Consider the following 24,633-nt stretch of genomic DNA (forward strand, 5'->3'; position numbering starts at 1 on the left):
GGCTCCGGGAGTCGGTCGCCGCGGGCCCAGCGGGGCCCGCGGCCGGTGACGGCGTCGGTGACGGCGTTGGTGACGGCAGGTCACGACAGGTCGGAGGCCCAGGAGTAGTCCTTGAGATAGGGGTCCGGCTCGATCGGCCCGCCGGAGTCCCAGACCTCCTCGATCAGCCCGTCGGTGCCGATGCGGCCGATGCGGGCCGTCTTGTGGATGTGCTGGGTGGGGCCGTCCACCGTGACCTCGCCCTCGGGCGCGTCGAAGGTGATGCCGTCGGCGGCGGCCTTCACCTTCTCGGGGTCGAAGGAGCCCGCCTTCTCGACCATGGCCTTCCAGAGGTGGACCGAGGTGTAGGCGGCCTCCATCGGGTCGCTGGTCGGCTTGTCCTGGCCGTACCTGGCCTTGTAGGCCTTCACGAACCTGTCGTTCGCGGCGCCCTCGGTGGTCTGGTAGTAGTTCCAGGCCGTCAGCTGGCCGGCCAGGTACTGGGTGCCGATCGACTTGACCTCCTCCTCGGCGATCGACACCGACACCACCGGCATGGACTTCGCGGTCAGACCGGCCGACTTGTACTCCTTGAAGAAGGCCACGTTCGAGTCGCCGTTCAGGGTGTTGAAGACGGCGTCCGCCTTCGACGCCTTCACCTTGTTGGCGATCGTGCTGAACTCCGTGGAGCCGAGCGGCGCGTAGTCCTCGCCGAGGATCGTCATGCCGTTGGCCTCGGCGTACGCCTGGATGATCTTGTTGGCGGTGCGTGGGAAGACGTAGTCGCTGCCGACCAGATAGAGCTTCTTGAGGCCCTTGCCCTTGAGGTAGTCGAGCGCCGGGACGATCTGCTGGTTCGTCGTCGCGCCGGTGTAGAAGATGTACGGCGACTGCTCCAGGCCCTCGTACTGCACGGGGTAGAACAGCAGCGACCTGTTCTTCTCGAAGACGGGCTTGACGGCCTTGCGGCTGGCGGAGGTCCAGCAGCCGAAGGTGGCGGCGACCCGGTCGTTCTGGATGAGTTTCTGCGCCTTCTCGGCGAACGTCGGCCAGTCGGAGGCGCCGTCCTCGCTGATCGGCTGGATCTTCTTGCCGAGCACTCCGCCGGAGGCGTTGATCTCGTCGATGGCCAGGCGCAGCGAGTCGCGGACGGTCACCTCGCTGATCGCCATGGTGCCGGACAGCGAGTTGAGCAGCCCGACCTTGACCGTGTCACCGCTGACGTCGGCCTTCACTGCCTTCTCGGACGAGCCGGCCGCGTCGGTCTTGGCACCGCACGCGGACAACGCCACGACGGCCGCGAACGCGGCGCCGCAGGCCAGGACGCGGCGGCGCGGAAAACTGGAAGCGCTGGACAAATGGACCCCCTCGGGTGTGGAGGACGACAACCTCCTGAAGTGCGGTCCACAGCCTCAAGTCGCGCTGTTTCCAAGGTGTTTCGCGGGACTTTCCCCGAGGCAACAAAAAACGCCCCGGAGCCTTGTGAGGGGGATTCGGAAACCCAATTCACAATTCGCCCGAGGCATTCTAGTTATTTTCTGCGGGAAGTATCTTGGCGTCGGTGCGGAGATGTCAAGGGTGGGGGTCGGGCTGATCGAGTTCGGTGAGCACGTCGAAGTCGCAACCGTCCGCGCGCGCCAGGTAGATGCGCTGCCGCACATGGCTGCCGTGCAGCCGCAGCAGCCCGCGCGGCCCCTCGTACGACACCGTGCCCGCCGTCGCCACGATCGCCGGGACCTCCGGCGTGCCCGCCCCGCCGATGAGCGCGGCCAGCAACAGCACGCCCTCGTAACAGGATTCGCCGAGGCTGCCCGGGGCCGGCGCGTCGACGCCGTAGCGGCCGGCGTACTCGCCGTGGAAGTCGAGCGTGTTCCGGTCGGCGAGCGAGGCGAAGAACCCGGCGGTGCTGTAGAGGTCGGTGGTGGCCGACGGGCCGCTCGCCATCAGCATGTTCTCGTCCATCAGCGTACTCAGCCGCAGGCAGCGGGTGTCCAGTCCCCGGTCCGCGAACGCCCGGTTGAAGCGCACCGCGTCGCTGCCGACCAGCAGCATCAGCACCGCGTCCGTGCCGGACCGCTCGATGCGCCGCAGGACGGGCTCGAAGTCATGGGTGCCCAGCGGGAGATGGACCTCGCCGACCACCGCGGTGCCGGACTCGCGCGCGAACCTGCGGGCCGCCCGGGCCGTGCGCCGCGGCCAGACGTAGTCGTTGCCGACGACGAACCAGCGGCGCACCCGGCGCTCCAGGGCCAGCAGGAGCATGGCGGGGCGCAGTTGGCCGCGCGGTGTCTCGCTGGTCAGGAACACGCCCGTGGTGTGCTCACCGCCCTCGTACAGGGCGGTGTAGACGTACGGCACCCGAGCGGCGATCCTCGGCGCCAGCGCCTGCCGCACCGAGGAGATGTGCCAGCCGGTGACGCCCTGGACGACGCCCAGGTCCACCAGGGCCTCGACGTGGTCCGCGACCTGCCGCGGCGGCCCACCGCCGTCCACCGGCACGAGCCGCAGCTCCCGGCCGAGGATCCCGCCCGCGCGATTGACCCGCTCCGCGGCCAGCAGGGCGCACAGTTCGCAGGCCGGTCCGAAGATCCCCGCCGGACCCTGCATGGGGAACACCAGGGCCACACCGAGCGTCGAGGCATCGGCCGTGAACCACTCGGGAACGAGGGAATCGTGCCGGAACATGGCGTCATGATTTCGGGTCCGACAGGTGAACTCCAGTCCGTCTCATACCATGTACACACCCCCGCGACCGGGACCCGTCCGACGGGTCGGCCCGACTTCGGGACACGGGTCCGGGCCGGGGTGAGCGGGGTGCCGGACGCGTACGGCCGTGGGGCGGCGGGAGTCGACGGGGAGCGTCGGCGGCCTGTCGCGACACGTCGGACGCGCGTTGCGTCTCCCGCGGCCCCGGGAAGATCCGAGAAGACCGGCCCTAGGAGCAGGATGCCCACCCCTTCGCGTCGGCCCCAAGACCTGGTGCAGCTGCTCACCAGGGCCGAGCGGACGGCCGCGCGCCGTCTTCAGGCCGTGCTGGACGACGAGGGCTGCTCGGTGGAGACCTGGCGAGTGCTGGCCCTGCTCTCCGACGGCTCCGGCCACCACATGACGGCGGTGGCCGAGGCGGCCTTCCTGCCGGCCCCGAGCCTGACCAAGCTCGTCGACCACCTCGTCGACCGCAACCTCGTCCACCGGCGGGTCGATCCTCTCGACCGCCGTCGCATCCTCGCCCACCTCACCCCGCGCGGCCAGGAGTACTGGAGGCGGGTCGACCGGGCGGTGCGCGCCGACTGGCCGTCACTGGGCGACGGCGACGAGGAACTGCTGCGCACGCTGCTGGACCGCTTCTCGGCGACCCTGGACGGGACGGCGCACCGCGTCTGACCCCTCTTGCGGCACATGGCCGGCCGTTCGGGGCAGCGGGACGCGGCGGAGCTGAGCGCGGGCCGGACCGCGCCTACCCTGGAGGTGTGGCTCGTGCCAACGACGAGGTCGCCGCGCTGTTCGCCGAGTACGCGGATCTGATCTCGATCACCGGAGGAGACGCGTTCAAGGCGCGCGTGTACGAAAAGGCCGCCCGGGCGATCGGCGGCCACCACGCCGACGTGTCCACCCTCGACGTCAAGGGCCTCCAGCAGATCCCCGGGGTGGGCAGGTCGATAGCGGAGAAGGTCACCGTGTACCTGCGGACCGGCAGCGTCCCGGCCGTGGAGGAGCTGCGGGCGCGCATTCCCGCCGGTGTGCGGCGGCTGACCGCCGTCCCCACCCTCGGCCCGAAGAAGGCGCTCGTGCTCTACGAGGAACTGGGCGTCTCCTCGATCGAGGAACTGACCGACGCCATCCACCAGGAGCGACTGCGGGATCTGAAGGGTTTCGGCCCCAGGACCGAGGAGAACATCCTGCACGGCATCGAGCTCCTTCGGTCCTCCGGGGACCGGGTGCTGATCGACGCCGCCACGGACGTGGCCGAGGGCATCGTCGCGGAGCTGTCCCGGGTCGAGGGCTGCCGCAAGTGCGCGTACGCCGGGTCGCTGCGCCGCGGCCGCGAGACCATCGGCGACATCGACGTCCTGGCCGCCGCGTCGGACTCCGAACCCCTGATGCGCGCGTTCACCGAGCTGCCCGACGTCACGGAGGTCATCGCGCGCGGCCGGACCAAGACGTCGGTGCGGACCACCAAGGGCCTCTCCGTCGACCTGCGGGTCGTACCGCCGGACTCCTGGGGTGCCGCGCTCCAGTACTTCACCGGTTCCAAGTCGCACAACATCCGGACCCGGGAACGGGCCGTGCACCAGGGGCTCAAGCTCTCCGAGTACGGGCTGTTCGACGCCGAGAGCGGCGAACGCGTCGTCTCCCGGACCGAGGAGGAGGTGTACGCCCGGCTCGGGCTGCCGTGGATCGCGCCGGCCCTGCGCGAGGACCGCGGCGAGATCGAGGCCGGGCTGCGCGACGAACTGCCCGAGCTGGTCCAGGAACGCGACATCCGGGGAGACCTGCACACCCACACCGACCTCACCGACGGTCTCGCCCCGCTGGAGGAGATGGCCGCCGCGGCAGCCGAACGCGGTTACGCCTACTACGCGATCACCGATCACGCCCCCAACCTCTTCATGCAGCGGATGACCGACGAGCGGATCCTGGCGCAGCGCGAGCGGGTGCGGGAACTCGACGGCGAGTACGGCCGGCGGGGCCGGCGCGGTGGCATGCGGCTGCTGCACGGCGCGGAACTCAACATCGACGCCGAGGGCGCGGTGGACTGGCCGGACGACTTCCTGGCCGGTTTCGACCTGTGCGTGGCCTCGGTGCACTCCCACTTCAACCAGGACCGCGCGGCCCTCACCCGCCGGCTCGTACGGGCCTGCGAGAACCCGTACGTCCACATCATCGGCCACCCCACCACCCGGCTGATCGGCAGGCGGCCCGGCATCGACGCCGACCTAGACGAGGTCTTCGCCGCCTGCGCGCGCACCGGCACGGCCCTCGAGGTCAACGCCCACCCCGACCGGCTCGACCTGAACGACGAGCACATCCTGCGGGCCAAGCGGCACGGGGTGAAGTTCGCCATCGACACCGACGCCCACTCCGTCCTGCATCTCGCCCACATGCGCTTCGGCGTCGGTACGGCACAGCGCGGGTGGCTCACCGGGGACGACGTGATCAACACGTGGTCCCTCACGCGGCTGCGGCGCTTCCTGAGGAAGACGCCGTCGAGCTGAGCGTTCCCCGAACCGCCCGGGATTCCGGACAGCTTGACTGGTCTACACCCTTGACTGGTACAGACCAACGCGGTTGAGTGTGCCTCCAACCCCCCACCACGGCCGCCCCCACGCCTGGCCGGCAGCACCGGCTCGTGCGCACGAGGACCGGCTCCGCCCTGCCCTCGGCCGGGAGCGGCCGTGCACCGCAAAGGAGCTGATCCTGTGCCGAGGCGCCGTATCGCCGCACTCCTGAGCTCGCTCGCCCTCGCGGGCGCAGCCCTCGCCCTGCAGCCGGCCCCCACCGCTTCCGCCGCCGGATTCGTCGTCAGCGAGGCGCAGTTCAACCAGATGTTCCCGGGCCGCAATTCCTTCTACACCTACGGCGGCCTCACCGCCGCCCTGAGCGCGTACCCCGGCTTCGCCAACACGGGCGGCGACACGGTGAAGAAGCAGGAGGCCGCCGCGTTCCTCGCCAACGTCAGCCACGAGACCGGCGGCCTGGTGCACATCGTGGAGCAGAACCAGGCCAACTACCCGCACTACTGCGACTGGAGCCAGTCCTACGGCTGCCCGGCCGGCCAAGCCGCCTACTACGGGCGCGGTCCCATCCAGCTGAGCTGGAACTTCAACTACAAGGCGGCGGGCGACGCGCTGGGCCTCAACCTGCTGGGCGATCCCTGGATGGTGCAGAACAACGCCTCCGTCGCCTGGAAGACGGGCCTGTGGTACTGGAACACCCAGTCCGGACCGGGCACCATGACCGGCCACAACGCGATGGTGAACGGGGCCGGCTTCGGCCAGACGATCCGCTCCATCAACGGTGCCCTGGAGTGCGACGGCAAGAACCCCGCACAGGTGCAGAGCCGGGTGTCCAACTATCAGCGGTTCACACAGATCCTCGGGGTTTCACCGGGTGGCAACCTCTATTGCTGAGGCCGGTCGGCGGGGCATGGTGGGCTCCGAGATGTCATGCACCTGATGATCTGACCCCGACGGAGGGCAACGCGATGCGCACCCCCCACGCCCTGCTCGCCACGACCGCCGCGCTGGCCGCGGCGGTCGTGGCACCCACGCCCCCGGCCGGGGCCGTGGCGGCGGCCCCGGCCTCCGGAACGTACTACCTCCAGAGCGCCACGACCGGCCTCAACGCGGCCGACGCCCAGGGCGCGATCGAACAGCACAGACCCAAGGGCAACGAGGACCGCCAGCAGTGGAACCTGCGGCCGAGCGGATCGTCGTACGTCCTGGACAGCACCGACGCCGCCGGCAACTGCCTCGGCCGCTCCGGCGACCAGGCGCGCACCGTCCCCTGCGCGAGCGCCGACGCGGCCTGGGACGTCACAGCGACCGGCGGCGACCGGTACACGCTCAAAGCCCCGGGCACCGACCGGCACCTCACGGTGGCCGCCAAGCCGCCGGGCGCCAACCACCCCGCCCAGCTGACGATCGGCACCCCGGGCACCCTCGCCTCCTGGTACCTCACCCCGGTCGACCCGTCCACCGGCCCGATGCCGCCGCAGGATCAGCGCACCCTGGACCAGGTCACCTTCCTCACCTCTCACAACGCCTACGCCAACGGCGTCGACGGAGGCTTCGCCCCGCCGTTCGTGAACCTGGCGCCCAACCAGACGCGCGGCATCAACCAACAACTCGGCGACGGCGTACGCGGATTCATGCTGGACATCCACCAGACGCCGGACGGCGCGATCCTCTGCCACAACAGCTGCACCCTCGTCAGCCGACCGGTCGCCCTGTGGGTCGACCTCCAGCGCATGGTCGATTTCCTGGAGGCCAACCCCGACCAGTTCGTCACCGTCTTCCTGGAGGACTACGTCGACCCGGCCGTACTGCGCGCCGAACTGGCCCGTGTGGACGGCCTGGAGAACGTCCTGTACCGCCCGGACCGGACCGGCGTACGACAGAACGGCTGGCCGCGGCTCGCCGACCTCGTCTCCCGCAACCAGCGACTGCTGATCTTCACCGACCGCAGCCGCTCCTCCGACGAGTCCGCGGGCCTGACCCGGGACAGCTTCGGAGTGATGTACCAGCGGGAGTGGACCGTCGAGAACCACTGGTCCATGGGCTCGGGCCTCGGCTCCTCCGACTGGTCGTGCTACAGCCGCTGGTACGACGCCAACACCAACATCCCGCTGACCCGCACGGAGCCCGGGTTCCGCCCCCTGTTCGTCATGAACCACTTCCGGGACGTCCCCCTCGCCACGACCGCGCGCACGGACAACACCAAACTCGCCGACCGGGCCGACCGCTTCTGCCGGCCGGCCGCCCGCAAGAAGCCCAACTTCCTCGCCGTGGACCGCTACGACCTCGGAGACACCGCCTCCGCCGTGAACAAGCTGAACACCTACACGTATCCGTGACGGTGACGGCCCCCGGCGGGGTACCGCCGGGGGCCGTCCGGCCGGACCGGGGAGGGCGGTCACCGGGTGGCGGCGCCTTCGATCACCGGTCGGTGGCGAATCCCGTCACGGGACAGTGGTCCGACAGGTCCGTACAGGTGTGGTCCGTGCACCAACTCGTGAGCGTCCAGGGCGCGCACCGCTCCGCGACGACCTTGTTGCGCCAGCCCGCCGGGCGCGCGTGGCCCGCCCGGTGCGGGACGTGGTCGAGGTCCTCGCGCGGGCCGTCCGGGTGGCGGTCGCGGGCCACCGAGTTCTCCTCGGTGTCGAAGGAGTAGGGGTGCCCGGTACGCGTGTCGGGCCCGACCAGCCCGCCGTCGGCCAGCATCGCGGCGTACTCCGGACCACGCGAGTCGACGTTCAGATCACCGGAGACCACGACCTGCTCGTCGGCCGGGATCCGCTCGGCGTCCAGGAACGCGTCGATGGCCTTGAACTGCCGGCTGCGCGTCGCGGCGGCCTCACCGGCGCCGCACCCCGGGTCCGTGGACTGCGCGGGGGTGCCGACCACGTGCACATCCGTGCCGCCGACGGCCAGCACGGCGAACGCGACTCCCTTGTCGGACCACCAGTCCGACCCGCAGGCGTCCTCGCAGACGTACTGCTCCTCAAGTCGGGTGACGAAAGGGGGTGCTTCACGGGAAGCGGGCGCCGCCCCCGGGTCGCCGGCCGCGGCAGGAGCCGGCCCCCGCCGCGGCGCTGATGCCCGGGTCCGCGGGGCCGCGCCGGTCACATAGACCGAGGTGCCGCCCCGCCTGGCGACACCGCCGCCCAGGTGTCCCGTGCCCGTGTCTCCGGCCTCCCGGGAGGGGACTGGCGTTCGCCGAGTTTTACGTATAACCTCTCCGGTCAATCAGCTCTCCCAGCTCTCCCGAAAGGCGCCGATGAGACGCATCGCCCTGGTCACCCTCGTCGTCGACGACTACGACGAGGCGATCCGTTTCTACACCGAGGCGCTCGGTTTCCGCCTGGTCGAGGACGCGCCGCGTCCGGACGGTTCGCGCTGGGTCGTCGTCGAGCCCGGGACGGAGGGGACCGGCACCGCCCTGCTGCTGGCCCGCGCCAAGGGTGACGCGCAGCAAGTGCGGGTCGGCGACCAGACCGGTGGGCGCGTCGGCTTCTTCCTGCACACCGACGACTTCGCCCGCGATCACGCCCGGATGTCGGCCGCCGGCGTGACGTTCCTGGAGGAGCCGCGGCACGAGCCGTACGGCACCGTGGCCGTCTTCCAGGATCTGTACGGCAACCGCTGGGACCTGCTCCAGCCCGCCGGCTGACCCTCTTCTCCCGCCGTCCTGTCGTATTCTCCCTTTCTCCCCCTTCTCTGCCATCTCTGTTTTCTCTGCGCCCCGCCGAAACCCCGCCCCAGGAAAGATCCGCCATGACTGCTACGCGCGTAGACCATGAAACGCTCCGCCGGCTGCCCAAGGCCGTGCTGCACGATCACCTGGACGGCGGTCTGCGCCCCGGGACCGTGGTGGAGCTGGCGGACGCGGTCGGCCACACCTTGCCCACCACCGACCCCGCGGCCCTCGCAGCCTGGTACTACGACGCCGCCAACTCCGGCGACCTGGTCCGCTACATCGCCACTTTCGAGCACACCCTGGCCGTCATGCAGAACCGTGAGGGCCTGCTGCGCACCGCCGAGGAGTACGTCCTCGACCTCGCCGAGGACGGCGTCGTCTACGGCGAGGTCCGGTACGCGCCCGAGCTGATGGTCCGCGGCGGGCTCACCCTTCCCGAGGTCGTCGAGACGGTGCAGGAGGGCCTGGCCGCGGGCATGGCGAAGGCGGCGGCGGCCGGGACGCCGGTCCGGGTGGGCACGCTGCTGTGCGGTATGCGGATGTTCGACCGCAGCCGCGAGATCGCCGATCTCGCCGTCGCCTTCCGTGACGCCGGCGTCGTCGGCTTCGACATCGCGGGTGCCGAGGACGGCTTCCCGCCGGCCGGCCACCTCGCCGCGTTCGAGCGCCTGCGCCACGAGAACGTGCCCTTCACCATCCACGCGGGCGAAGCGCACGGGCTGCCGAGCATCCACCAGGCCCTCCAGGTGTGCGGTGCCCAGCGGATCGGCCACGGCGTGCGCATCACCGACGACATCGTGGACGGCAAGCTCGGCCGCCTCGCCGGCTGGGTCCGCGACCGCAGGATCGCGCTGGAGATGTGCCCCACCTCCAACCTCCAGACCGGCGCGGCCACCTCCATCGCCGAGCACCCCATCACGGCCCTGAAGGACCTCGGCTTCCGCGTCACCCTGAACACCGACAACCGGCTGGTGTCGGGCACCACCATGACCCGGGAGATGTCGCTGCTGGTCGAGCAGGCGGGGTGGACGGTCGAGGACCTGCGCACGGTCACCGTGAACGCCGTCAAGAGCGCCTTCGTCCCGTTCGACGAGCGCAACGCCCTCATACGGGACGTGATACTTCCGGGTTACGCCGCGGAGCTCTGAAGCAGCCCCCGGACATAGGCGGCCTGTCCGACGTGCTGGAGATCGTCGGACAGGACGCTCACCAGGCGCACGCCGAGACTGACCGGGGGGTCCCAGCCCTCGTCCACGATGCGTTCGAGGTCCTTGGCGGTCAGCCCGTGCAGGAAGTGGAGCGTCCGCTCGTGCACCGCGTCGTAGTACCCGGTCAGCAGGTCGCCCGAGTCCACCCGCACCTTGGCGACCTCCGCGGAGCTGTGTCCGTACCCGGTGTCCGGTCGCGGCAGGTCCAGTCCGAAGCGCTTGTGCCAGCCCTGCTCCGTCCAGACCTGGTCGAGCCCCGCCGCGTCGGACACATGGTCGTCCTGGACGCGGGTGAGGTGCCAGACCAGCCAGGCGACGGAGTTGGCGTCGGCGGACGGGCGGGCGTCGAGTTCGTCGGCGGTCAGCCCGTCGACGACGGCGTGGACCTCTTCCTGGATGCGGCTGTGGGCGTCGCTGAGGATGTCCTTGGCATGCATACGTCCCACCATCGCGCATCGCCGGGCATCACGCCTCCAGCACGGACATCAGCGCTCGGGCGGCCGGGCTGGTGGCCTGCGGGGGCGGGAGCAGGGCGACCGTCTCGTACACGGCGTCGCCGATGCCCTTGAGGGGGAGGGCGGTGAGCGTGCCGCGCTTGTACTGGAAGTGGTGCGGTACGACGGCGACGCCCAGGTTCTCGTCCACCAGGTCGAGCAGGCTGTGCACGTCGTTCACCTCCAGCGACACGGTCCGCCGTACGCCCGCCGCGGTGAACACGGCGTCGGTGGCGCGCCGCGGACCCCAGTCGGGGTGGAAGTCGACGAAGACCTCGCCGCCCAGTTCCTCGGGCGTGACCGCCGCGCCGGCCACGGCGAGCCGGTGCGTCGGATGGCACAGCACGGTCATCGGCTCGTCGGCCAGCGGAACGCAGCGCAGCTGGTCGGTGCCGTCCTGCGTGCGCACCGCGAAGGCGAGGTCGAGGCGCCCGGCGTCGACCTCCTCCGCCAGCGCCCCGGAGCCCGCCTGGCGCAGCCGGATCTCCACGTCCGGGTGGCGCCGCCGGAACGCGGCCAGCAGCCCGGCGACGTTCACACCGGCGATGCACTGTTCCGTGCCCAGCGCCAGTGTGCCGCGCAGCACGCCCTGTACGGCGGCCACGGCCTCGTGCGCCGAGCGCACCTGCGCGAGAATGCGTTCCGCCTCGCCGAGCAGCGCGCGCCCCGCCTCCGTCAGCGTCACCCGGCGGGTCGTGCGCACGAACAGCGGGGTCTGCAACTCCCGCTCCAGCGCCCGGATCGAGGCCGACAGCCCGGACTGGGACACCATCAGCCGTTCCGCGGCGCGGGTGAAGTGCTGGTCCTCGGCGACCGCGACGAAGTGCTGGAGGTGGCGCAGTTCCATGATTGAGAAGCGTACTCGCTGAATTCCATCGGACTCTTCTGTTGGACTGCTGCCGACAGGCCACGAAAGATGGGGAGCGGATCTTTCCGGATCCCCATCCCCCGGGACAACCCCTCTGGAGTCGCGTTGTACACCGCACACCCCGACCGCTACGCGGACATGCCCTACCGGCGCACCGGACGCAGCGGCCTGAAACTCCCCGCGCTGTCGCTCGGACTGTGGCACAACTTCGGCCCCGACCGGCCGGTGGAGACCCAGCGCGCCATCCTGCGCCGCGCCTTCGACCTCGGGGTCACCCACTTCGACCTGGCCAACAACTACGGCCCGCCGCCCGGTGCCGCCGAGTCCGCGTTCGGCGACGCGCTGCGCGCCGACCTCGCGCCGTACCGCGACGAGCTGGTGATCTCCACCAAGGCCGGCTATCTGATGTGGCCCGGCCCGTACGGCGAGTGGGGCTCCCGCAAGTACCTGCTGTCCTCGCTGGACCAGAGCCTGGGGCGGATGGGGCTGGACTACGTCGACATCTTCTACTCGCACCGCCCCGACCCCTCCACCCCGATGGAGGAGACGATGGGTGCCCTGCACTCGGCCGTCCAGCAGGGCAAGGCGCTCTACGTCGGTGTCTCCAACTACTCTCCCGAGGAGACCCGGGAGGCCGCCCGCATCCTCGGAGAGCTGGGCACCCCGCTGCTGATCCACCAGCCCCGCTACTCGATGCTCGACCGGCGTCCCGAGGAGGGACTGCTGGACGCGCTCGACGAGCTGGAGGTCGGCTCCATCGCGTACTCCCCGCTGGAGCAGGGCCTGCTCACCGCCCGCTACCTCGACGGCATCCCGGAGGGCTCGCGGGCCGCGAGCGACAGCCCGTTCCTGAACTCCGACGCGGTGACCGAGGACCTCGTGGAGCGGCTGCGCGGCCTGAACGACCTCGCCGGGTCGCGCGGCCAGTCCCTGGCCCAGATGGCGCTGGCGTGGGTGCTGCGCGGTGAGCGGGTGACCTCGGCGCTGGTCGGCGCGAGCAGCCCGGAGCAGTTGGAGGACAGCGTTTCGGCGATCCGCAACCTGGACTTCGAGGCGGACGAGCTGGCCAGGATCGAGGAGCTCGTCAAGGCGTGACGCGGTGAGCGGTGCCCGGAGGCGGCTCGGCCCCTCCGGGCACCGCTGTGTCCGGGCGGGCTCAGGGGCCGAGCCGCTCCTCCAGGCGCACGGTCACCGTGTCGCCCTCCTCCTTGCCGATCGCCTTGCGGACCTCGGCCTTGACCGGCAGCTTGTGGGTGCCGTCGCCCAGTGCCATGAAAGAACTCCGGAATGGATGTCCGTCGATCGTCCCGCGGATCTTGACCAGCCCCCGGGTACCGAAGAATGCGACGGATTCGGGCCAGACGAGATAAGTCCAGCCGCCTTTGGCGGTGCTCTTGCGCAGCACGGCCGTGAATTCCGTGTCGAGGTTTCCGGTCGCGGTCATGGCGCCCTCCGTTTGTGGTGATCCCGTGGTGCTCATCGAGAAGACCTGGTAAACCGGGAAAACTCATCGCGGCTGTCCCCCGACCCCATCGCGGCCGCCCGCCGACCCGGCTCCGGCGGGTGATCACAGCCGTCCGGCCTGGGGTCCTCACCCGACGCGTTCCGGCCAATACGCGCGGTGAATATGCCAGGAGACTGGCCGGAAAGACGTGGTGACAGTGTTTCAAGAGTGAAGATACTCGAACCTCAGGGACAGTTTTCAACAACACCGGAGCCGCACCGAAAGCGAGGCACCACCGGCAGGCGAGCAACGCAGCGGGGGAGGCGTACGTGCACGACGAATTCCTGTGCCACGTCACGGCATACGGCACGTGTGACGGTCGGCGTATCGGCGTACCCCTCGGCACCTATCGCGCGCCCACTCTGGCCCTCGCGCTGTGGTGGCTGCGGGACCGGGCCATCTGGATCGCCGAGCGGCTCGACCCGCAACCCGAGGGCGCGCCCTTTCCGCCGAACGCGCTCGTCCCGGTCGGCGACAGCGTGGCCGACGTGCCGGCCCTGCTGCGCGCCTGGTGCGCGGACGTCGGCCAACAGGAACTCGTCGCGGACGAATTGACCAACGGGCGGCTCGTCCGCGTGGCCACCCATGACGACACCACGGAGTACGAACTGCTCGCCGAGTCCGTCGACGCCCTGCGGATGCAGCGCACGGTCCCGCCGCTGGTCGTGCCGGTCGCCTGACACGTGTAGGCGAGGTGTTCCGCAGGGACCAGGCCAGCGTATATGTCACTGAATCGGTAGAATTTCGACATGGTGGAGCGGCCGATCGCGTCGAAGGCGCCCGAGCTCGTCCTGGAGACCGAGACGGGCGCCACCGTGATGAACCCCGAGCGCGACTACAGCGTCGGACGCGATCCGCTCAGCGACATCGTCCTCGACGACGACCGGGTCTCCTGGCACCACGCGGTGCTGCGGCCCGTGGCCGGACAGTGGACACTGGAGGACGAGGACAGCGCCAACGGCACCTACGCGGGCGGCCGGCGCATCCACGAGTTCGGTGTGGGCCCCGGAAGCGTCATCCGGTTCGGCAACCCGACCGACGGCCCGCGCGCCGTCCTCGTCGGCCTCTCCCGGCCGGCCGACCGCCCCTCGGCGGTCTCCCGGCCCGCGCTCACGCACATCTTCCGGCAGCCCACATACGTACGCCCGCTGCCCCACAAGACCATCCGCATCGGCCGCGACGAGGACAACGACCTCGTCGTCGACGACCTGCTCGTCTCGCGCCGGCACGCCGAACTGCGCGCGCACATGGACGGAACCTACGAGATCGTCGACCTCGGCAGTCACAACGGCACCTACCTCAACGGCCAGCTCGTCACCAGCGCCCTGATCGGCACCGGCGACATCGTCGGCGTCGGGCACTCGGACTTCTGTCTCGTCGGCGACGAACTCCAGGCGTACGTCGACACCGGGGAGATCACCCTCGACGTGCAGGACCTCACCGTCGTCGTCGACCAGGGACGCAGGACGCTCCTCGACGACGTGTCCTTCCCGGTGGGGGAGAAATGCCTGCTGGCCGTCGTCGGGCCGAGCGGCGCGGGCAAGTCCACCCTGCTGAACGCCCTGACCGGGCAGCGCCCCGCCGACCACGGCACGGTCCTGTACGACGGGCGCGACCTGTACCACGACTTCGCCGAGCTGCGGTACCGCATCGGGCTCGTCCCGCAGGACGACATCCTGCACACCCAGCTGACCGTCCGCGGCGCCCTGACCTACGCCGCCGAACTGCGTTTCCCGCAGGACACGGCCAAGGCCGAGCGGCTCGCCCGGGTCGACGAGGTGATCGGGGAACTGGGACTGGAGCAGCGGTGCGGGCAGGCGGTCCACAGTCTCTCCGGCGGCCAGCGCAAACGGGTCAGTGTGGCCCTGGAGCTGCTGACCAAGCCCTCACTGCTGTTCCTCGACGAACCGACCTCCGGCCTCGATCCCGGCATGGACCGCTCGGTGATGCACATGCTGCGCGGTCTCGCCGACGACGGCCGGACCGTCATCGTCGTCACGCACAGCGTCCTCAGCCTCGACGTCTGCGACCGGCTCCTGGTCCTCGCGCCCGGCGGCAAGGTCGCCTACTTCGGCCCGCCCGGCGACGCCCTCGCCTTCTTCGGCTTCACCCAGTGGCCGGAGGCCTTCGAGGCGTTCGAGCGGGACCGGGACCGGGACTGGGCGGGGGAGTACCTCGCCTCGCCCTTCCACCGGCACTACATCGCCGACGCGACCGCGCAGCCGCGGCTGGACCGCGACGGCCCGTTCGTCGTCGCCCCGCCACCGAGGCCGCGCGGCTGGGTCGCCCAACTCAGCACGCTGGTCCGCCGCTACACCTCGGTGCTCAGCTCGGACCGCACGTTCCTCGTCGTCATGATCGCGCTGCCCTTCGTGATGGGCGCCATGGCCCGGGCCCTCGCGGGCGGTGAACTCACCCGCCGGTCCGCGCTCAACGCGCTGCTCATCCTCTGCGTCGGCGCCGTGCTCACCGGCTCCGCCAACGCGGTGCGCGAGATCGTCAAGGAACGTGTGATCTACCGGCGTGAGAGAGCCGTCGGCCTGTCCAGATCGGCGTACCTGATGTCCAAGGTGGTCGTTCTGGGCCTGGTCACCGTGGTCCAGTCCGTGGTGCTCACCCTGGTCGCCCTGCTCGGCGTCGACCTGAACGCGCCGGACGGCCGGGGTGTGCTGATGCCGCCCCTGGTCGAGATCACCGTGGCCGTCGCCCTGCTCGCCTTCACCGCGATGATGCTCGGCCTGGTGGTCTCCGCGCTGGTGCGCAAGGAAGAGGTCACGATGCCGCTGCTCGTGCTCCTCGCCATCGTCCAGATGGTCTTCTGCGGCGCGCTGCTGCACCTGGACGGCGTGCCCGGTCTCGAACAGGTCGCCTGGCTGGTGCCCGCCCGATGGGGGCTCGGCGCCATGGCGGCCACCATCGGGCTCGCCCAGGTGTCACCGGGGGAGCTGACCAGTGATCCCCTGTTCCAGCACTCGGTCGGAGTGTGGCTGCTCGACGTCGGCATGCTGGTCGCGCTGTCCGCGGTGTACTGCCTCCTGGTGGGCTGGCTGCTGCGCAGCCGCGAACCCTCCGTGATGCGCTAGCGGACCTGCCCGCGCCGGCGCCCGGCCCCTGCCTGTCGCCCGTCGCCCGTCATGTCTCGCGCCGCCGTGCGGTCCCGCGGGCGACGACCCCGCGTCGCCGAGAAGTCCTAGCCCGCGCCTTTCCGCCGCAACCCTTTCGCGAGCAGCGCCCCGAGAAGACCGGTCACCAGGCCCCACAGCACGGCCAGGCCCAGCGCCGACCAGATGCGGGGGCGCAGGAACAGTTCGCCCGCGAGATCGCCGCCCAGCTCGCCGATCCCGAGGACGGACAGGCCGTAGGACGCGGAGACCCGCCCCAGCAGGCAGATCAGCAGCACGGTGAGCGCGAGTGCCACGGCCATGTGCACGGCGTGCCGCCACAACGGCATCCCGGCCGGCGAACCGGCCGCCGTCACGAACGCGGCCGCGAGCACCAGCACAGCGGCGACCGGTACGAGCCACCACACCCGGCCGTCGTGCTCGGCGAGCGTCCCCACGTTCACCGCGGAGACGTCCGAGGAACGCAGCACCTGGTCGAGCACGTGCGGCATGGGCAGGGCGAACGGCCCCTCCACCCTGCCGTCCCATGTCGCGCCCAGTCCGAGGGTGAGCGCGAGCCACGCCAGGTTCGGCAGACCCAGCAGCAGCACGGCGAACGTCTCCGCCGGATGTCCGCGCGTCGTCGCCGCGACCAGGCCGACGACGAGCCCCAGTCCGACGCAGACGAGGAGCAGCATCACCATGGCGTACGCGGCCGGGCGGACCGCCTCCTGGAAACGCGTCAGGGAGCCCGGCAGGGGAGCCCCGCGGGACGCCAGCGGCGCCAGCACGAGCACGACGGCGAGCCACAGGAGCCCGCAGAGCAGGGTGAGCGGGACGTCGGCGGCGAACCCGACCTCGGGGGTGATGCCGAACAGGTCGCCGATGTCGCTGATCATGCCCTCGCCCAGGGAGATCGTAAAGGTCTGCCGGGCCCCGAGGGACAGACCGAGCAGCGCGAGCAGCCACGGAACGGCGATCCGCACCGCCCACCCGGCCAGCTCCCCGGCACCGGACACCGACCCCTGCCGCAGCGGTCTGACGAAGCCGGCCGCGATCACCAGGGCTCCGGCCAGCGTCACCGACAGCGGGATGACGTCCACCCCCGCCCTGGTCTCGGCGAGGCCCCCGGCGTCCCCCGACATCCGGACGACGCCGCCCACCGCGGTGACCACGGTCGCGGCGACGACCCGCGGGAACGCGCCGTCCGGCAGGTCCCCGGCGCCGGCCGCCCACAGGCCCAGAGCCGCGACGACCCCCATGGCGAGCAGCCCGGCCAGCACGGTGGCCACGGCCTGTCCCCAGCCGGGACGGGCGACGGCCGGGGCGGACGGGGTGCGCGAGCTCACGGTTTCACGCTAGGCAGCCCCCGGACCCGGCGCGCGCCGGGAGGTCCGTCCGCGTCGCCCCGCACCGTGATCGGCGGGGAACCGGGTCCCCGAAATTTGTCCGCTCCGGCTCCGCGAATGTGACGAGCCCGGCACTATGGACTGCGGCGCCCGGCTCGGGGTACGAGGACAGGTGCAGCAACGTCCGGCCAAGCCGGCTTCGGAGAGAGACACGCATGATCGAGTACCGGGACGGGTCCGTCGTACCGACTGGTTTCGACGTGCCCGTGGAACCGCTGCGGCGGGCGGCGCACTACACCGGCGAGCCGGGATGCATAGCCGAGGCGCGCACCCTCGCCGCACACTTCCTCGAGCAGCTCAGGACCGAGTGGTGCGCCGAGATCGGGGCGCGCGCGGAGGAGGCGGTGCTCCTCGTGGTGAGTGAGCTCGTCACCAACGCGGACCGGCACAGCAACGGGCCGTACATCCTGGAGCTGGAGGGCACCGACAGCTCCATGAGGGTGTGCGTGTGCGACAGCAGCGCCGCACTGCCGCGCCGGTTTCCACGCGACCCGGCCCGGGTCGGCCGGCACGGTCTGGAGATCGTCCACGCACTGTCGTCGCAGGTGTCCGTGGAACTGGTGCCGGTGGGCAAACGGGTGAGCGCCGTCGTCCGGCTCAACGGTGGGTGAGCCCCCGGCGGTGTGCCGGGGACTCACCCGATCCGTCCCGCCCCCGAGTCCTCGGCGGGTCGCGGCTCCCGCGGGCCGCGACCGTGCCTGCCGTCAGGCGTAGTCGAGTTCCCCGAGCATGCCCTGCCGCAGCCGCACGATGATCCGCTTGAGCAGCCGGGACACATGCATCTGCGAGCAGCCGAGCCGTGCGCCGATCTCGGCCTGGGTGGCCTCCTCCACGAACCTCATGTGCAGGATCTGCCGGTCGCGTTCGTCCAGCTCGGCCATCAGGGGAGCGAGCGACTGGAAGTCCTCCACCAGGCGCAGCCCGTGTTCCTCGACCCCGATGAAGTCGGCGAGCACGGCCTCGCCGCTCTCCGGTCCGTCGCCGGTCAGGGCGGCGTCCAGCGACGCGGAGTTGTAGCCGTTGGCGGCGAGCTGGGCCTCGATCACCTCGTCCTCGGAGATGTTCATCAGCGTGGAGAGCTCCGCCACGGTCGGTTCGCGGTCCAGCCGGCTGGAGAGCTCCTCGCGCGCCTTGGCCAGTTCCACCCGCAGCTCCTGGAGGCGGCGCGGCACGTGCACGGCCCACGTGGTGTCGCGGAAGAACCGCTTGATCTCGCCCATGATGTAGGGCAGCGCGAACGACGTGAACTCGACCTCGCGCGCCAGCTCGAACCGGTCGATGGCCTTGATCAGGCCGATCATCCCGGTCTGGACGATGTCCTCCATGTCGTCGCCGCGGTTGCGGAACCGCCCGGCGGCGAACCGCACGAGGGACATGTTCATCTCGATCAGCGTGTTGCGCGCGTACTGGTATTCGTGCGTGCCCTCCTCGAGCTCCGCCAGGCGTTCGAAGAACCTGCGGGACAGCTCGCGGGCGTCACGCGGCGCCACGGACCTGGGGTCCACGACTTCCGGAACCGACCCCTCGCCCGTCCTGGTCCTGGCGCTGTCCTCGACGACCTTTGCCTCCGACCGGATCACGGCGGTGTCCATTACCTCTCCCACGAAAGTCATGGTGCGACGTCTGCTTCTCACGGCTTCAGTTGTGTACGGTCCTGCGCGGCGCGCCCCTGCGGGTACCCCCGACGCGCTTGCGTATCCCTGCGGGTACCCGGGCTGCGCGAGGTCATGCCCCCGACCGCCCGAGCGGCGGAAAACGTCGGCGCACCGGGTCCGAGTGACCGTCAGTTCCCGCCGCCACGGCGGGTTCGGGGAATCCGGTTGGCGGCGCGGCCGCGATTCCACCGAGGGCGGAATGCCGCACCCTTGCCGGGGCGTCCGGGGCTCATACGCTGAACGGGTGAGCAATCGAGCGCCGAACGAAGCCCGCGTCATCCCGCTGCGTCCGCCCGCCGGGCGCCCCGCGGCGTCCCGCCCGGTCGCCGAGCGCCCCGCCGGTTCGTCACCGCGGCCGGCCCTCGCCGCCGGGCCGCCGTCCCGGCCGGCGCGCGCCGCCCGGGAACCGCTCTGGCGGGACCTGGTCGGTGACGTCCTGCGCCGTGAACGTCTCGCGCAGGAACGCACGCTGAAGGACGTCGCGGAAGCGGCCCGGATCTCCATGCCGTATCTGTCGGAGATCGAACGCGGCCGCAAGGAGGCCTCCTCGGAGGTCCTCGCGGCCGCCGCCCGCGCCCTCGGCCTCGGCCTGGGCGACCTGCTGGGGCTGGCCCAGGGGGAGCTGGTCCGGCTCACCACGCGGCCCTCCGACCGGGCCCGGCCGAGGACGAGTTCGCCGTACGACGGGCTGTGCCTGGCGGCCTGACGCCCGCGCCGGCGGACCGTGCCGGGCCGGCGTCTCAGACCCGCGCGAGACGCCGGCCGAGCACCTCGTCGGCCAGTCCGTACGCCACTGCCTCCCGCGCCGTGAACACCTTGTCGCGGTCCATGTCGGCGCGCAGCGTCGCGATGTCGTGGCCCGTGTGCCGGGCCAGTACCTCCTCGACCTGGGAGCGGATCCGCACCATCTCCTTGGCCTGGAGAGCCAGATCGGAGACGGTGCCCTGGCGGCCGCCGCTGGCCGGCTGGCCCAGCAGCACGCGTGCGTGCTCCAGCACGAACCGGCGCCCGGCGTCCCCGCCGGCCAGCAGCACGGCCGCGGTCGAGGCGGCCTGCCCGACGCAGAACGTCGAGACGGGGGCCTGCACGAACGTCATCGTGTCGTAGATCGCCATGAGCGAGGTGAACGAGCCGCCGGGGGAGTTGATGTAGATGGCGATCTCGCTGTCCGGTGCCGCCGACTCCAGATGGAGGAGTTGCGCGATGACGACGTTGGCGACGCCGTCGTCGATCTCGGTGCCGAGGAAGACGATCCGCTCCGACAGCAGCCGGCTGAACACGTCGTAGGAACGCTCGCCCGCGGGGGTGCGCTCGACGACGTTCGGAATCGTGTACGTCCCCATGTCACAGCCCCGTCCGTCGGCGGGACGTGACCGGGCGGACGTCGGCGAACGACTGGACGACCCGGTCCACGATGCCGTACTCCCTGGCCTCCTCTGCCGTGAACCAGCGGTCCCGGTCGCCGTCCCGGGAGATGGTCTGCGCGCTCTGGCCGGTGTGCTCCGCGGTGATCTGCTCGACGGTCTGCTTGGTGAAGGCGAGATTGTCCGCCTGGATCTCGATGTCGGCGGTGGTGCCGCCGATCCCCGCGGACGGCTGGTGCATCATGATCCGCGCGTTGGGCAGCGCGAACCGCTTGCCCGGCGCGCCCACGGTGAGCAGGAACTGCCCCATGCTCGCCGCGAACCCCATGGCGAGCGTGGCGACGTCGTTGGGGACGAGCCGCATCGTGTCGTGGATGGCGAGGCCCGCGTGGACCGAACCGCCCGGACTGTTGATGAACAGGCCGATGTCGGTGTGCGGGTCCTCCGCCGACAGGATCAGCAGTTGCGCGCAGACCCGGTTGGCGGACACCTCGTCGACCTGTGTGCCCAGCAGGACGATGCGCTGCCCGAGCAGTTGGGCGGCCAGATGGTCGTCGAACCGGGTGGGCGAGGTGCCGCCCTCCTCGGCCCGGGGCAGCAGGTCCGGCCAGGGGCCGGCGGTGAACGGGGACATGGGCGCTCCTCGTGGTCGCTCGTCGAGTCGCGGCTGGCGTTGCCGCGCACTCCACTGTGGGCCGCGATCCGGCGCCCGGGCCGTCCGCTCTGCCCGCGGCAGATTCGCCACGGGCAGAGCGCTCATCCGGCCTGGCCGTCCCGCACCTGCCGGAAGAACGCCCGTACGTCCTCGACCAGCAGATCGGGCTCCTCCAGCGCGGCGAAGTGCCCGCCGCGGTCGAACTCCGTCCAGCGCACGATGTTCTCGGTGCGCTCCGCCAGGTGCCGCAGCGGGATCTGCAGTTCCGCCGGGAACAGCGCGACCGCGGTCGGTGCGGACGACGGCTCCTTCAGCGCGACTTTGCGGCCGGTGGCGTGCGCCCGCTCGTAGTAGATCCGGGCGGACGAACCGGCGGTCCCGGTCAGCCAGTACAGCATCACGTTGGTCAGCAGGCGGTCCCGGTCGACGGCCTCCTCGGGCAGCTCGGCCGAGTCGGTCCACTCCTTGAACTTCTCGACGATCCAGGCGAGCTGGCCGACGGGGGAGTCGGTGAGCGCGTACGCGAGGGTCTGCGGCCGGGTGGCCTGGAGGACGGCGTACCCCGTGCCGTCCGCCGACCAGGCGCTCCATCTGCGCCAGGAGGCCAGTGCGCGTTCCCGCTGGTCGGGAGCGAGCTCCGCGAGCTGCTCGGGGGTGGGTTCGGTGGCCGCCTGCGCTCCGGGCAGCAGGTTGAGATGGACGCCGATCACGCGGTCGGGGTGGGCGCGGCCGAGCTCGCGGGAGATCGCCGCGCCCCAGTCGCCGCCCTGCGCGCCGAACCGCTCGTAACCGAGCCGCGCCATCAGCTCCGCCCACGCGTCGGCGACCCGCCCCGCCTCCCAGCCCGTGTCCCGTGTCGGCCCGGACAGACCGAAGCCCGGGATGCCGGGTACCACGACGTGGAACGCGTCGGCTCGGTCCCCGCCGTGTGCCACCGGATCGGTCAGCGGCCCCACCACGTCGAGGAACTCCACGACGGAGCCGGGCCAGCCGTGCGTGACGACCAGCGGCGTCGCGTCCGGCTCGGGGGAGCGGACATGCGCGAAGTGGACGTTCGCCCCGTCGATCGTGGTCGTGTACTGCGGCCACTCGTTGATCCGGGCTTCGGCGGCGCGCCAGTCGTACTCCTGCCGCCAGTAGCGCGCCAGGTCGCGCAGGTACTCCAGGGGCACGCCGTACGCCCAGCCCACGCCGGGCAGCTCCTCAGGCCAGCGGGTCCGGTCGAGCCGGTCGTGGAGGTCGTCGAGGTCGCGCTGCGGGATGTCGAGGCGGAAGGGCCGAATACCGTCGGCGGGCACTGACGTCGTCATGACCCGGATGCTAGTGCCGCGGCAGGCAACGTTTGCCTGTCAAGGAGCGGCGTCCGGTGCGTGCTTTCGGTGTGCCGGCCGGAAGTCCTCGTACTGGACGTACTCGGGCTTTCGGCCGGTGCGGCGAGAGGGCGTGCCGGGCGTCGCGACGGGGCGAACGTTGCCTGCCGCGGCACTGGTGCCGCGTCCACCGGGCCCTCCGGATCGACGGGGTCCCGACCGATGAGTTTCGCGGGCCGTCGCGGTCGACAATGGGACCGTGTTCCATGCCCCCAGGAGGTAGCGATGACGACCGACGGCTTCACCACGTGTCTCTGGTTCGACGGCCGGGCCGAGGAGGCCGCCCACTTCTACGTCTCGGTCTTCAAGAACTCCAGCATCGGCCGCATCGCCCGCTACAACGACGCCGGGCGGGGCACCGCCGGTGACGTGATGACCGTGGAGTTCACGGCGAACGGGCAGAAGTTCGTCGCGCTGAACGGCGGACCGCAGTTCAGCTTCAACGAGGCGATCTCCTTCCAGATCGGCTGCGCCGACCAGGCGGAGGTCGACCACTACTGGTCCAAGCTGATCGACAACGGCGGCGAGCCGGGTCCCTGCGGCTGGCTGAAGGACAAGTTCGGCGTGTCCTGGCAGGTCGTGCCTGACCGGCTGATCGAGCTGGTCACCGACCCGGACCCGCAGAAGGCGGGCCGTGCCACCGAGGCGATGATGTCGATGGGCAAGCTCGACATCGCGGCCCTGGAGAAGGCGTACGCGGGCAGCTGAGCCGCCTGGGTGCCGCGGACCGGGCGGTCGGCCCGCGGCAGGCGCGCGCCCGGCTCCGGGGAGCGCACCGGCGCGTCGGCGCTCCGGACAGCGGACACCGGGCGACCCGGGTCGTACACCCGTGCCGTGCGTCTGTGCGGGTTCCGACTTCCGGTGTTGGGGTGCCCGTCATACTGTGTCCCTACGGTGCCCGCCATGAGAAGATCTTCGATCCTGCTCGGCGCCGCCGTTCTGACGGTGGCGCTGGCCGTTCCCGCCACGGCCCGCGGCGGCCACCCGGACGGCGACTTCGGACGGGCCACCCTCACCGGGTTCGCGTCCCTGCCGGCCGAGACCTACGTCCCGCACAGCGAGCCGTCCGGCGCGCTCATCGGCGAAGGCCCGTTCAACGGCATCGCCGCGCCCTTCCGGGACCAGCCCGTCCAGGGCTTCAGCGGCATCGTCAACCGCCACGACGGCACTTTCGACGTGCTGTCCGACAACGGTTACGGCAACAAGGCCAACAGCGCCGACTACCTGCTGCGCGTGCACCGCGTGAAGCCGGACACCAGGTCCGGGAAGGTCGAGGTGCTGGGCGGGTTCAACCTGAGCGACCCGTACCGCAAGGTGCCGTTCCCGCTCACCCGCTCCGACCGCGTGCTGACCGGCGCCGACTTCGACGTCGAGTCGATCGTGCGGGTCGCCGACGGCACGTACTGGGCGGGCGACGAGTTCGGCCCGTTCCTGCTCCACTTCTCCGCCACGGGGCGTCTGCTGGAGGCCCCGATCGCGCTGGACGGCGTGCAGGCGCCCGAGAACCCGTACCTGAACGGTGCGCAGCCGACCATCGGCAGCAGCAAGGGCTTCGAGGGACTGGTCCGCTCCGTCGACGGCCGCCGCCTCCACCCGCTGCTCGAAGGCAGCGTCGCCGGAGACACCCCCGGCGACCTGCGCTTCAGCGAGTTCGACCTGAAGTCCCGCGCCTACACCGGAAAGCGGTTCGTCTACCGGCTGGAGTCGACCGCCAACGCCATCGGCGACGCCGTCGCCGTGGACCGGCACCGCTTCCTGGTCATCGAGCGCGACGGCGGCCAGGGCGACGACGCCAGGTTCAAGCGGATCTACCTCGCCGACAGCCGTGACCGCGACCGCGACGGTGTGATGGACAAGACGCTGGTGGCCGATCTGCTCGACATCGCCAACCCCAAGGGTGTCGGCGGCTTCGGGGAGACCTTCCGGTTCCCGTTCACCACCATCGAGGACGTCGTCCTGCTGGACGACCGGACCCTGGCCGTCCTGAACGACAACAACTTCCCCTTCTCGTCGGGCCGTACGCCGGGCAAGGCCGACGACAACGAGTTCATCACCGTCCGGCTCACGGACCGCCTGCACGCCGACCCGCGCGCGCTCCGCTGACGCA

Annotated in this window: 24 protein-coding genes; 13 read left to right on the forward strand and 11 right to left on the reverse strand. The window is 71.0% G+C overall.

From position 1 onward, the window contains the following. Positions 1 to 80: 80 nt before the first annotated feature. Both urtA and DN051_RS34460 read right to left on the reverse strand, forming a co-directional pair. Positions 81 to 1,337 (reverse strand): urea ABC transporter substrate-binding protein, encoded by a 1,257-nt coding sequence (gene urtA, locus DN051_RS34455; RefSeq protein ID WP_425471688.1) that lies wholly within the window; start codon positions 1,335 to 1,337, stop codon positions 81 to 83. 214 nt (positions 1,338 to 1,551) lie between these two features. Beyond that, a complete protein-coding gene (locus DN051_RS34460; RefSeq protein ID WP_053761832.1) occupies positions 1,552 to 2,664 on the reverse strand; it encodes a substrate-binding domain-containing protein in 1,113 nt (370 codons plus the stop codon). A gap of 261 nt (positions 2,665 to 2,925) precedes the next feature. Here DN051_RS34460 and DN051_RS34465 point away from each other — a divergent pair, with 261 nt between their 5' ends. The 4 genes from DN051_RS34465 (at position 2,926) to DN051_RS34480 (ending at position 7,555) form a co-directional block, all read left to right on the forward strand. Continuing rightward, a complete protein-coding gene (locus DN051_RS34465) occupies positions 2,926 to 3,363 on the forward strand; it encodes a MarR family winged helix-turn-helix transcriptional regulator (protein ID WP_053761833.1) in 438 nt (145 codons plus the stop codon). 86 nt (positions 3,364 to 3,449) lie between these two features. After that, positions 3,450 to 5,195 (forward strand): DNA polymerase/3'-5' exonuclease PolX, encoded by a 1,746-nt coding sequence (gene polX / locus DN051_RS34470; RefSeq protein ID WP_053761908.1) that lies wholly within the window; start codon positions 3,450 to 3,452, stop codon positions 5,193 to 5,195. Positions 5,196 to 5,399: 204 nt separating this feature from the next. After that, positions 5,400 to 6,110, forward strand: coding sequence for a chitinase (locus tag DN051_RS34475; RefSeq protein WP_112440570.1), 711 nt, complete (start codon positions 5,400 to 5,402; stop codon positions 6,108 to 6,110). 74 nt (positions 6,111 to 6,184) lie between these two features. Continuing rightward, positions 6,185 to 7,555 (forward strand): PI-PLC domain-containing protein, encoded by a 1,371-nt coding sequence (locus DN051_RS34480; RefSeq protein ID WP_112440573.1) that lies wholly within the window; start codon positions 6,185 to 6,187, stop codon positions 7,553 to 7,555. 82 nt (positions 7,556 to 7,637) lie between these two features. On the opposite strand, the gene DN051_RS34485 is transcribed toward DN051_RS34480, so the two are convergent. Further along, positions 7,638 to 8,327, reverse strand: coding sequence for a sphingomyelin phosphodiesterase (locus DN051_RS34485; protein WP_484419733.1), 690 nt, complete (start codon positions 8,325 to 8,327; stop codon positions 7,638 to 7,640). 151 nt (positions 8,328 to 8,478) lie between these two features. On the opposite strand from DN051_RS34485, the gene DN051_RS34490 reads away from it, so the two are divergent. Beyond that, the gene (locus tag DN051_RS34490; RefSeq protein ID WP_053761836.1) at positions 8,479 to 8,871 is read left to right on the forward strand and encodes a VOC family protein; all 393 of its coding nucleotides are present in this window, start codon (positions 8,479 to 8,481) and stop codon (positions 8,869 to 8,871) included. Positions 8,872 to 8,975: 104 nt separating this feature from the next. Then, complete coding sequence (locus DN051_RS34495) at positions 8,976 to 10,046, forward strand: adenosine deaminase (RefSeq protein WP_053761837.1); 1,071 nt, start codon at positions 8,976 to 8,978, stop codon at positions 10,044 to 10,046. Here the strand turns inward: DN051_RS34495 and DN051_RS34500 are convergent. Beyond that, positions 10,028 to 10,543: a mycothiol transferase gene (locus DN051_RS34500; protein WP_053761838.1), complete on the reverse strand. Its 516-nt coding sequence runs from the start codon at positions 10,541 to 10,543 to the stop codon at positions 10,028 to 10,030. The two genes, DN051_RS34495 and DN051_RS34500, sit on opposite strands and share 19 nt — an antisense overlap. Positions 10,544 to 10,571: 28 nt before the next feature. After that, positions 10,572 to 11,447: a LysR family transcriptional regulator gene (locus DN051_RS34505; protein WP_053761839.1), complete on the reverse strand. Its 876-nt coding sequence runs from the start codon at positions 11,445 to 11,447 to the stop codon at positions 10,572 to 10,574. A 126-nt stretch (positions 11,448 to 11,573) separates the two neighbouring features. On the opposite strand from DN051_RS34505, the gene mgrA reads away from it, so the two are divergent. After that, a complete protein-coding gene (mgrA, locus tag DN051_RS34510) occupies positions 11,574 to 12,563 on the forward strand; it encodes an L-glyceraldehyde 3-phosphate reductase (protein ID WP_053761840.1) in 990 nt (329 codons plus the stop codon). 61 nt (positions 12,564 to 12,624) lie between these two features. Here mgrA and DN051_RS34515 read toward each other — a convergent pair whose 3' ends face one another. Next, positions 12,625 to 12,912 carry a DUF1905 domain-containing protein gene (locus tag DN051_RS34515; RefSeq protein WP_053761841.1) on the reverse strand — a complete coding sequence of 96 codons (288 nt, stop codon included), beginning with the start codon at positions 12,910 to 12,912 and terminating at the stop codon, positions 12,625 to 12,627. Between the two features lie 329 nt (positions 12,913 to 13,241). Between DN051_RS34515 and DN051_RS34520 the strand changes: the two genes are divergently transcribed. Together DN051_RS34520 and DN051_RS34525 are read left to right on the forward strand one after the other, a co-directional pair. Beyond that, positions 13,242 to 13,652, forward strand: a complete 411-nt coding sequence (locus tag DN051_RS34520; RefSeq protein WP_053761842.1) for a hypothetical protein — start codon at positions 13,242 to 13,244, stop codon at positions 13,650 to 13,652. Positions 13,653 to 13,721: 69 nt separating this feature from the next. Further along, positions 13,722 to 16,055, forward strand: coding sequence for an ABC transporter ATP-binding protein/permease (locus DN051_RS34525; RefSeq protein ID WP_112440575.1), 2,334 nt, complete (start codon positions 13,722 to 13,724; stop codon positions 16,053 to 16,055). A gap of 107 nt (positions 16,056 to 16,162) precedes the next feature. Here the strand turns inward: DN051_RS34525 and DN051_RS34530 are convergent, their stop codons facing one another. Further along, on the reverse strand, positions 16,163 to 17,422 hold the full coding sequence (locus DN051_RS34530) for a streptophobe family protein (protein WP_112440577.1): 1,260 nt from the start codon (positions 17,420 to 17,422) through the stop codon (positions 16,163 to 16,165). Positions 17,423 to 17,637: 215 nt separating this feature from the next. Here DN051_RS34530 and DN051_RS34535 point away from each other — a divergent pair, with 215 nt between their 5' ends. After that, positions 17,638 to 18,093 (forward strand): ATP-binding protein, encoded by a 456-nt coding sequence (locus DN051_RS34535; RefSeq protein ID WP_053761845.1) that lies wholly within the window; start codon positions 17,638 to 17,640, stop codon positions 18,091 to 18,093. 93 nt (positions 18,094 to 18,186) lie between these two features. Here DN051_RS34535 and DN051_RS34540 read toward each other — a convergent pair whose 3' ends face one another. After that, the gene (locus tag DN051_RS34540) at positions 18,187 to 19,074 is read right to left on the reverse strand and encodes an RNA polymerase sigma factor SigF (protein ID WP_053761846.1); all 888 of its coding nucleotides are present in this window, start codon (positions 19,072 to 19,074) and stop codon (positions 18,187 to 18,189) included. 307 nt (positions 19,075 to 19,381) lie between these two features. Between DN051_RS34540 and DN051_RS34545 the strand changes: the two genes are divergently transcribed. Further along, positions 19,382 to 19,843, forward strand: coding sequence for a helix-turn-helix domain-containing protein (locus DN051_RS34545; RefSeq protein ID WP_112440579.1), 462 nt, complete (start codon positions 19,382 to 19,384; stop codon positions 19,841 to 19,843). A 34-nt stretch (positions 19,844 to 19,877) separates the two neighbouring features. Here the strand turns inward: DN051_RS34545 and DN051_RS34550 are convergent, their stop codons facing one another. From DN051_RS34550 to DN051_RS34560, 3 genes are all read right to left on the reverse strand, one after another. Continuing rightward, positions 19,878 to 20,480, reverse strand: a complete 603-nt coding sequence (locus DN051_RS34550; RefSeq protein ID WP_053761848.1) for a ClpP family protease — start codon at positions 20,478 to 20,480, stop codon at positions 19,878 to 19,880. Position 20,481: 1 nt separating this feature from the next. Beyond that, complete coding sequence (locus tag DN051_RS34555; protein ID WP_112440580.1) at positions 20,482 to 21,135, reverse strand: ATP-dependent Clp protease proteolytic subunit; 654 nt, start codon at positions 21,133 to 21,135, stop codon at positions 20,482 to 20,484. A 122-nt stretch (positions 21,136 to 21,257) separates the two neighbouring features. Continuing rightward, positions 21,258 to 22,466, reverse strand: a complete 1,209-nt coding sequence (locus DN051_RS34560) for an epoxide hydrolase family protein (protein ID WP_112440582.1) — start codon at positions 22,464 to 22,466, stop codon at positions 21,258 to 21,260. Between the two features lie 285 nt (positions 22,467 to 22,751). Here DN051_RS34560 and DN051_RS34570 point away from each other — a divergent pair, with 285 nt between their 5' ends. Both DN051_RS34570 and DN051_RS34575 read left to right on the forward strand, forming a co-directional pair. After that, entirely contained in the window at positions 22,752 to 23,234 is a 483-nt protein-coding gene (locus DN051_RS34570) for a VOC family protein (protein ID WP_053761851.1), read from the forward strand. A 195-nt stretch (positions 23,235 to 23,429) separates the two neighbouring features. Then, the gene (locus DN051_RS34575) at positions 23,430 to 24,629 is read left to right on the forward strand and encodes an esterase-like activity of phytase family protein (RefSeq protein ID WP_112440586.1); all 1,200 of its coding nucleotides are present in this window, start codon (positions 23,430 to 23,432) and stop codon (positions 24,627 to 24,629) included. Positions 24,630 to 24,633: the final 4 nt, after the last annotated feature.

This window comes from Streptomyces cadmiisoli, from assembly GCF_003261055.1.
Lineage (GTDB): Bacteria > Actinomycetota > Actinomycetes > Streptomycetales > Streptomycetaceae > Streptomyces > Streptomyces cadmiisoli.

What these genes read in the sequence shown, in the direction of transcription:
- DN051_RS34465 (WP_053761833.1), top strand. Translation starts at nt 2,926, where the DNA reads ATGCCCACCCCTTCGCGTCGGCCCCAAGACCTGGTGCAGCTGCTCACC.
- DN051_RS34505 (WP_053761839.1), bottom strand. Translation starts at nt 11,447, where the DNA reads ATGGAACTGCGCCACCTCCAGCACTTCGTCGCGGTCGCCGAGGACCAG.
- DN051_RS34525 (WP_112440575.1), top strand. Translation starts at nt 13,722, where the DNA reads ATGGTGGAGCGGCCGATCGCGTCGAAGGCGCCCGAGCTCGTCCTGGAG.
- DN051_RS34460 (WP_053761832.1), bottom strand. Translation starts at nt 2,664, where the DNA reads ATGTTCCGGCACGATTCCCTCGTTCCCGAGTGGTTCACGGCCGATGCC.
- DN051_RS34515 (WP_053761841.1), bottom strand. Translation starts at nt 12,912, where the DNA reads ATGACCGCGACCGGAAACCTCGACACGGAATTCACGGCCGTGCTGCGC.
- DN051_RS34490 (WP_053761836.1), top strand. Translation starts at nt 8,479, where the DNA reads ATGAGACGCATCGCCCTGGTCACCCTCGTCGTCGACGACTACGACGAG.
- DN051_RS34500 (WP_053761838.1), bottom strand. Translation starts at nt 10,543, where the DNA reads ATGCATGCCAAGGACATCCTCAGCGACGCCCACAGCCGCATCCAGGAA.
- DN051_RS34480 (WP_112440573.1), top strand. Translation starts at nt 6,185, where the DNA reads ATGCGCACCCCCCACGCCCTGCTCGCCACGACCGCCGCGCTGGCCGCG.
- DN051_RS34495 (WP_053761837.1), top strand. Translation starts at nt 8,976, where the DNA reads ATGACTGCTACGCGCGTAGACCATGAAACGCTCCGCCGGCTGCCCAAG.
- DN051_RS34540 (WP_053761846.1), bottom strand. Translation starts at nt 19,074, where the DNA reads ATGGACACCGCCGTGATCCGGTCGGAGGCAAAGGTCGTCGAGGACAGC.
- DN051_RS34570 (WP_053761851.1), top strand. Translation starts at nt 22,752, where the DNA reads ATGACGACCGACGGCTTCACCACGTGTCTCTGGTTCGACGGCCGGGCC.
- DN051_RS34535 (WP_053761845.1), top strand. Translation starts at nt 17,638, where the DNA reads ATGATCGAGTACCGGGACGGGTCCGTCGTACCGACTGGTTTCGACGTG.
- DN051_RS34575 (WP_112440586.1), top strand. Translation starts at nt 23,430, where the DNA reads ATGAGAAGATCTTCGATCCTGCTCGGCGCCGCCGTTCTGACGGTGGCG.
- DN051_RS34555 (WP_112440580.1), bottom strand. Translation starts at nt 21,135, where the DNA reads ATGTCCCCGTTCACCGCCGGCCCCTGGCCGGACCTGCTGCCCCGGGCC.
- DN051_RS34560 (WP_112440582.1), bottom strand. Translation starts at nt 22,466, where the DNA reads ATGACGACGTCAGTGCCCGCCGACGGTATTCGGCCCTTCCGCCTCGAC.
- DN051_RS34550 (WP_053761848.1), bottom strand. Translation starts at nt 20,480, where the DNA reads ATGGGGACGTACACGATTCCGAACGTCGTCGAGCGCACCCCCGCGGGC.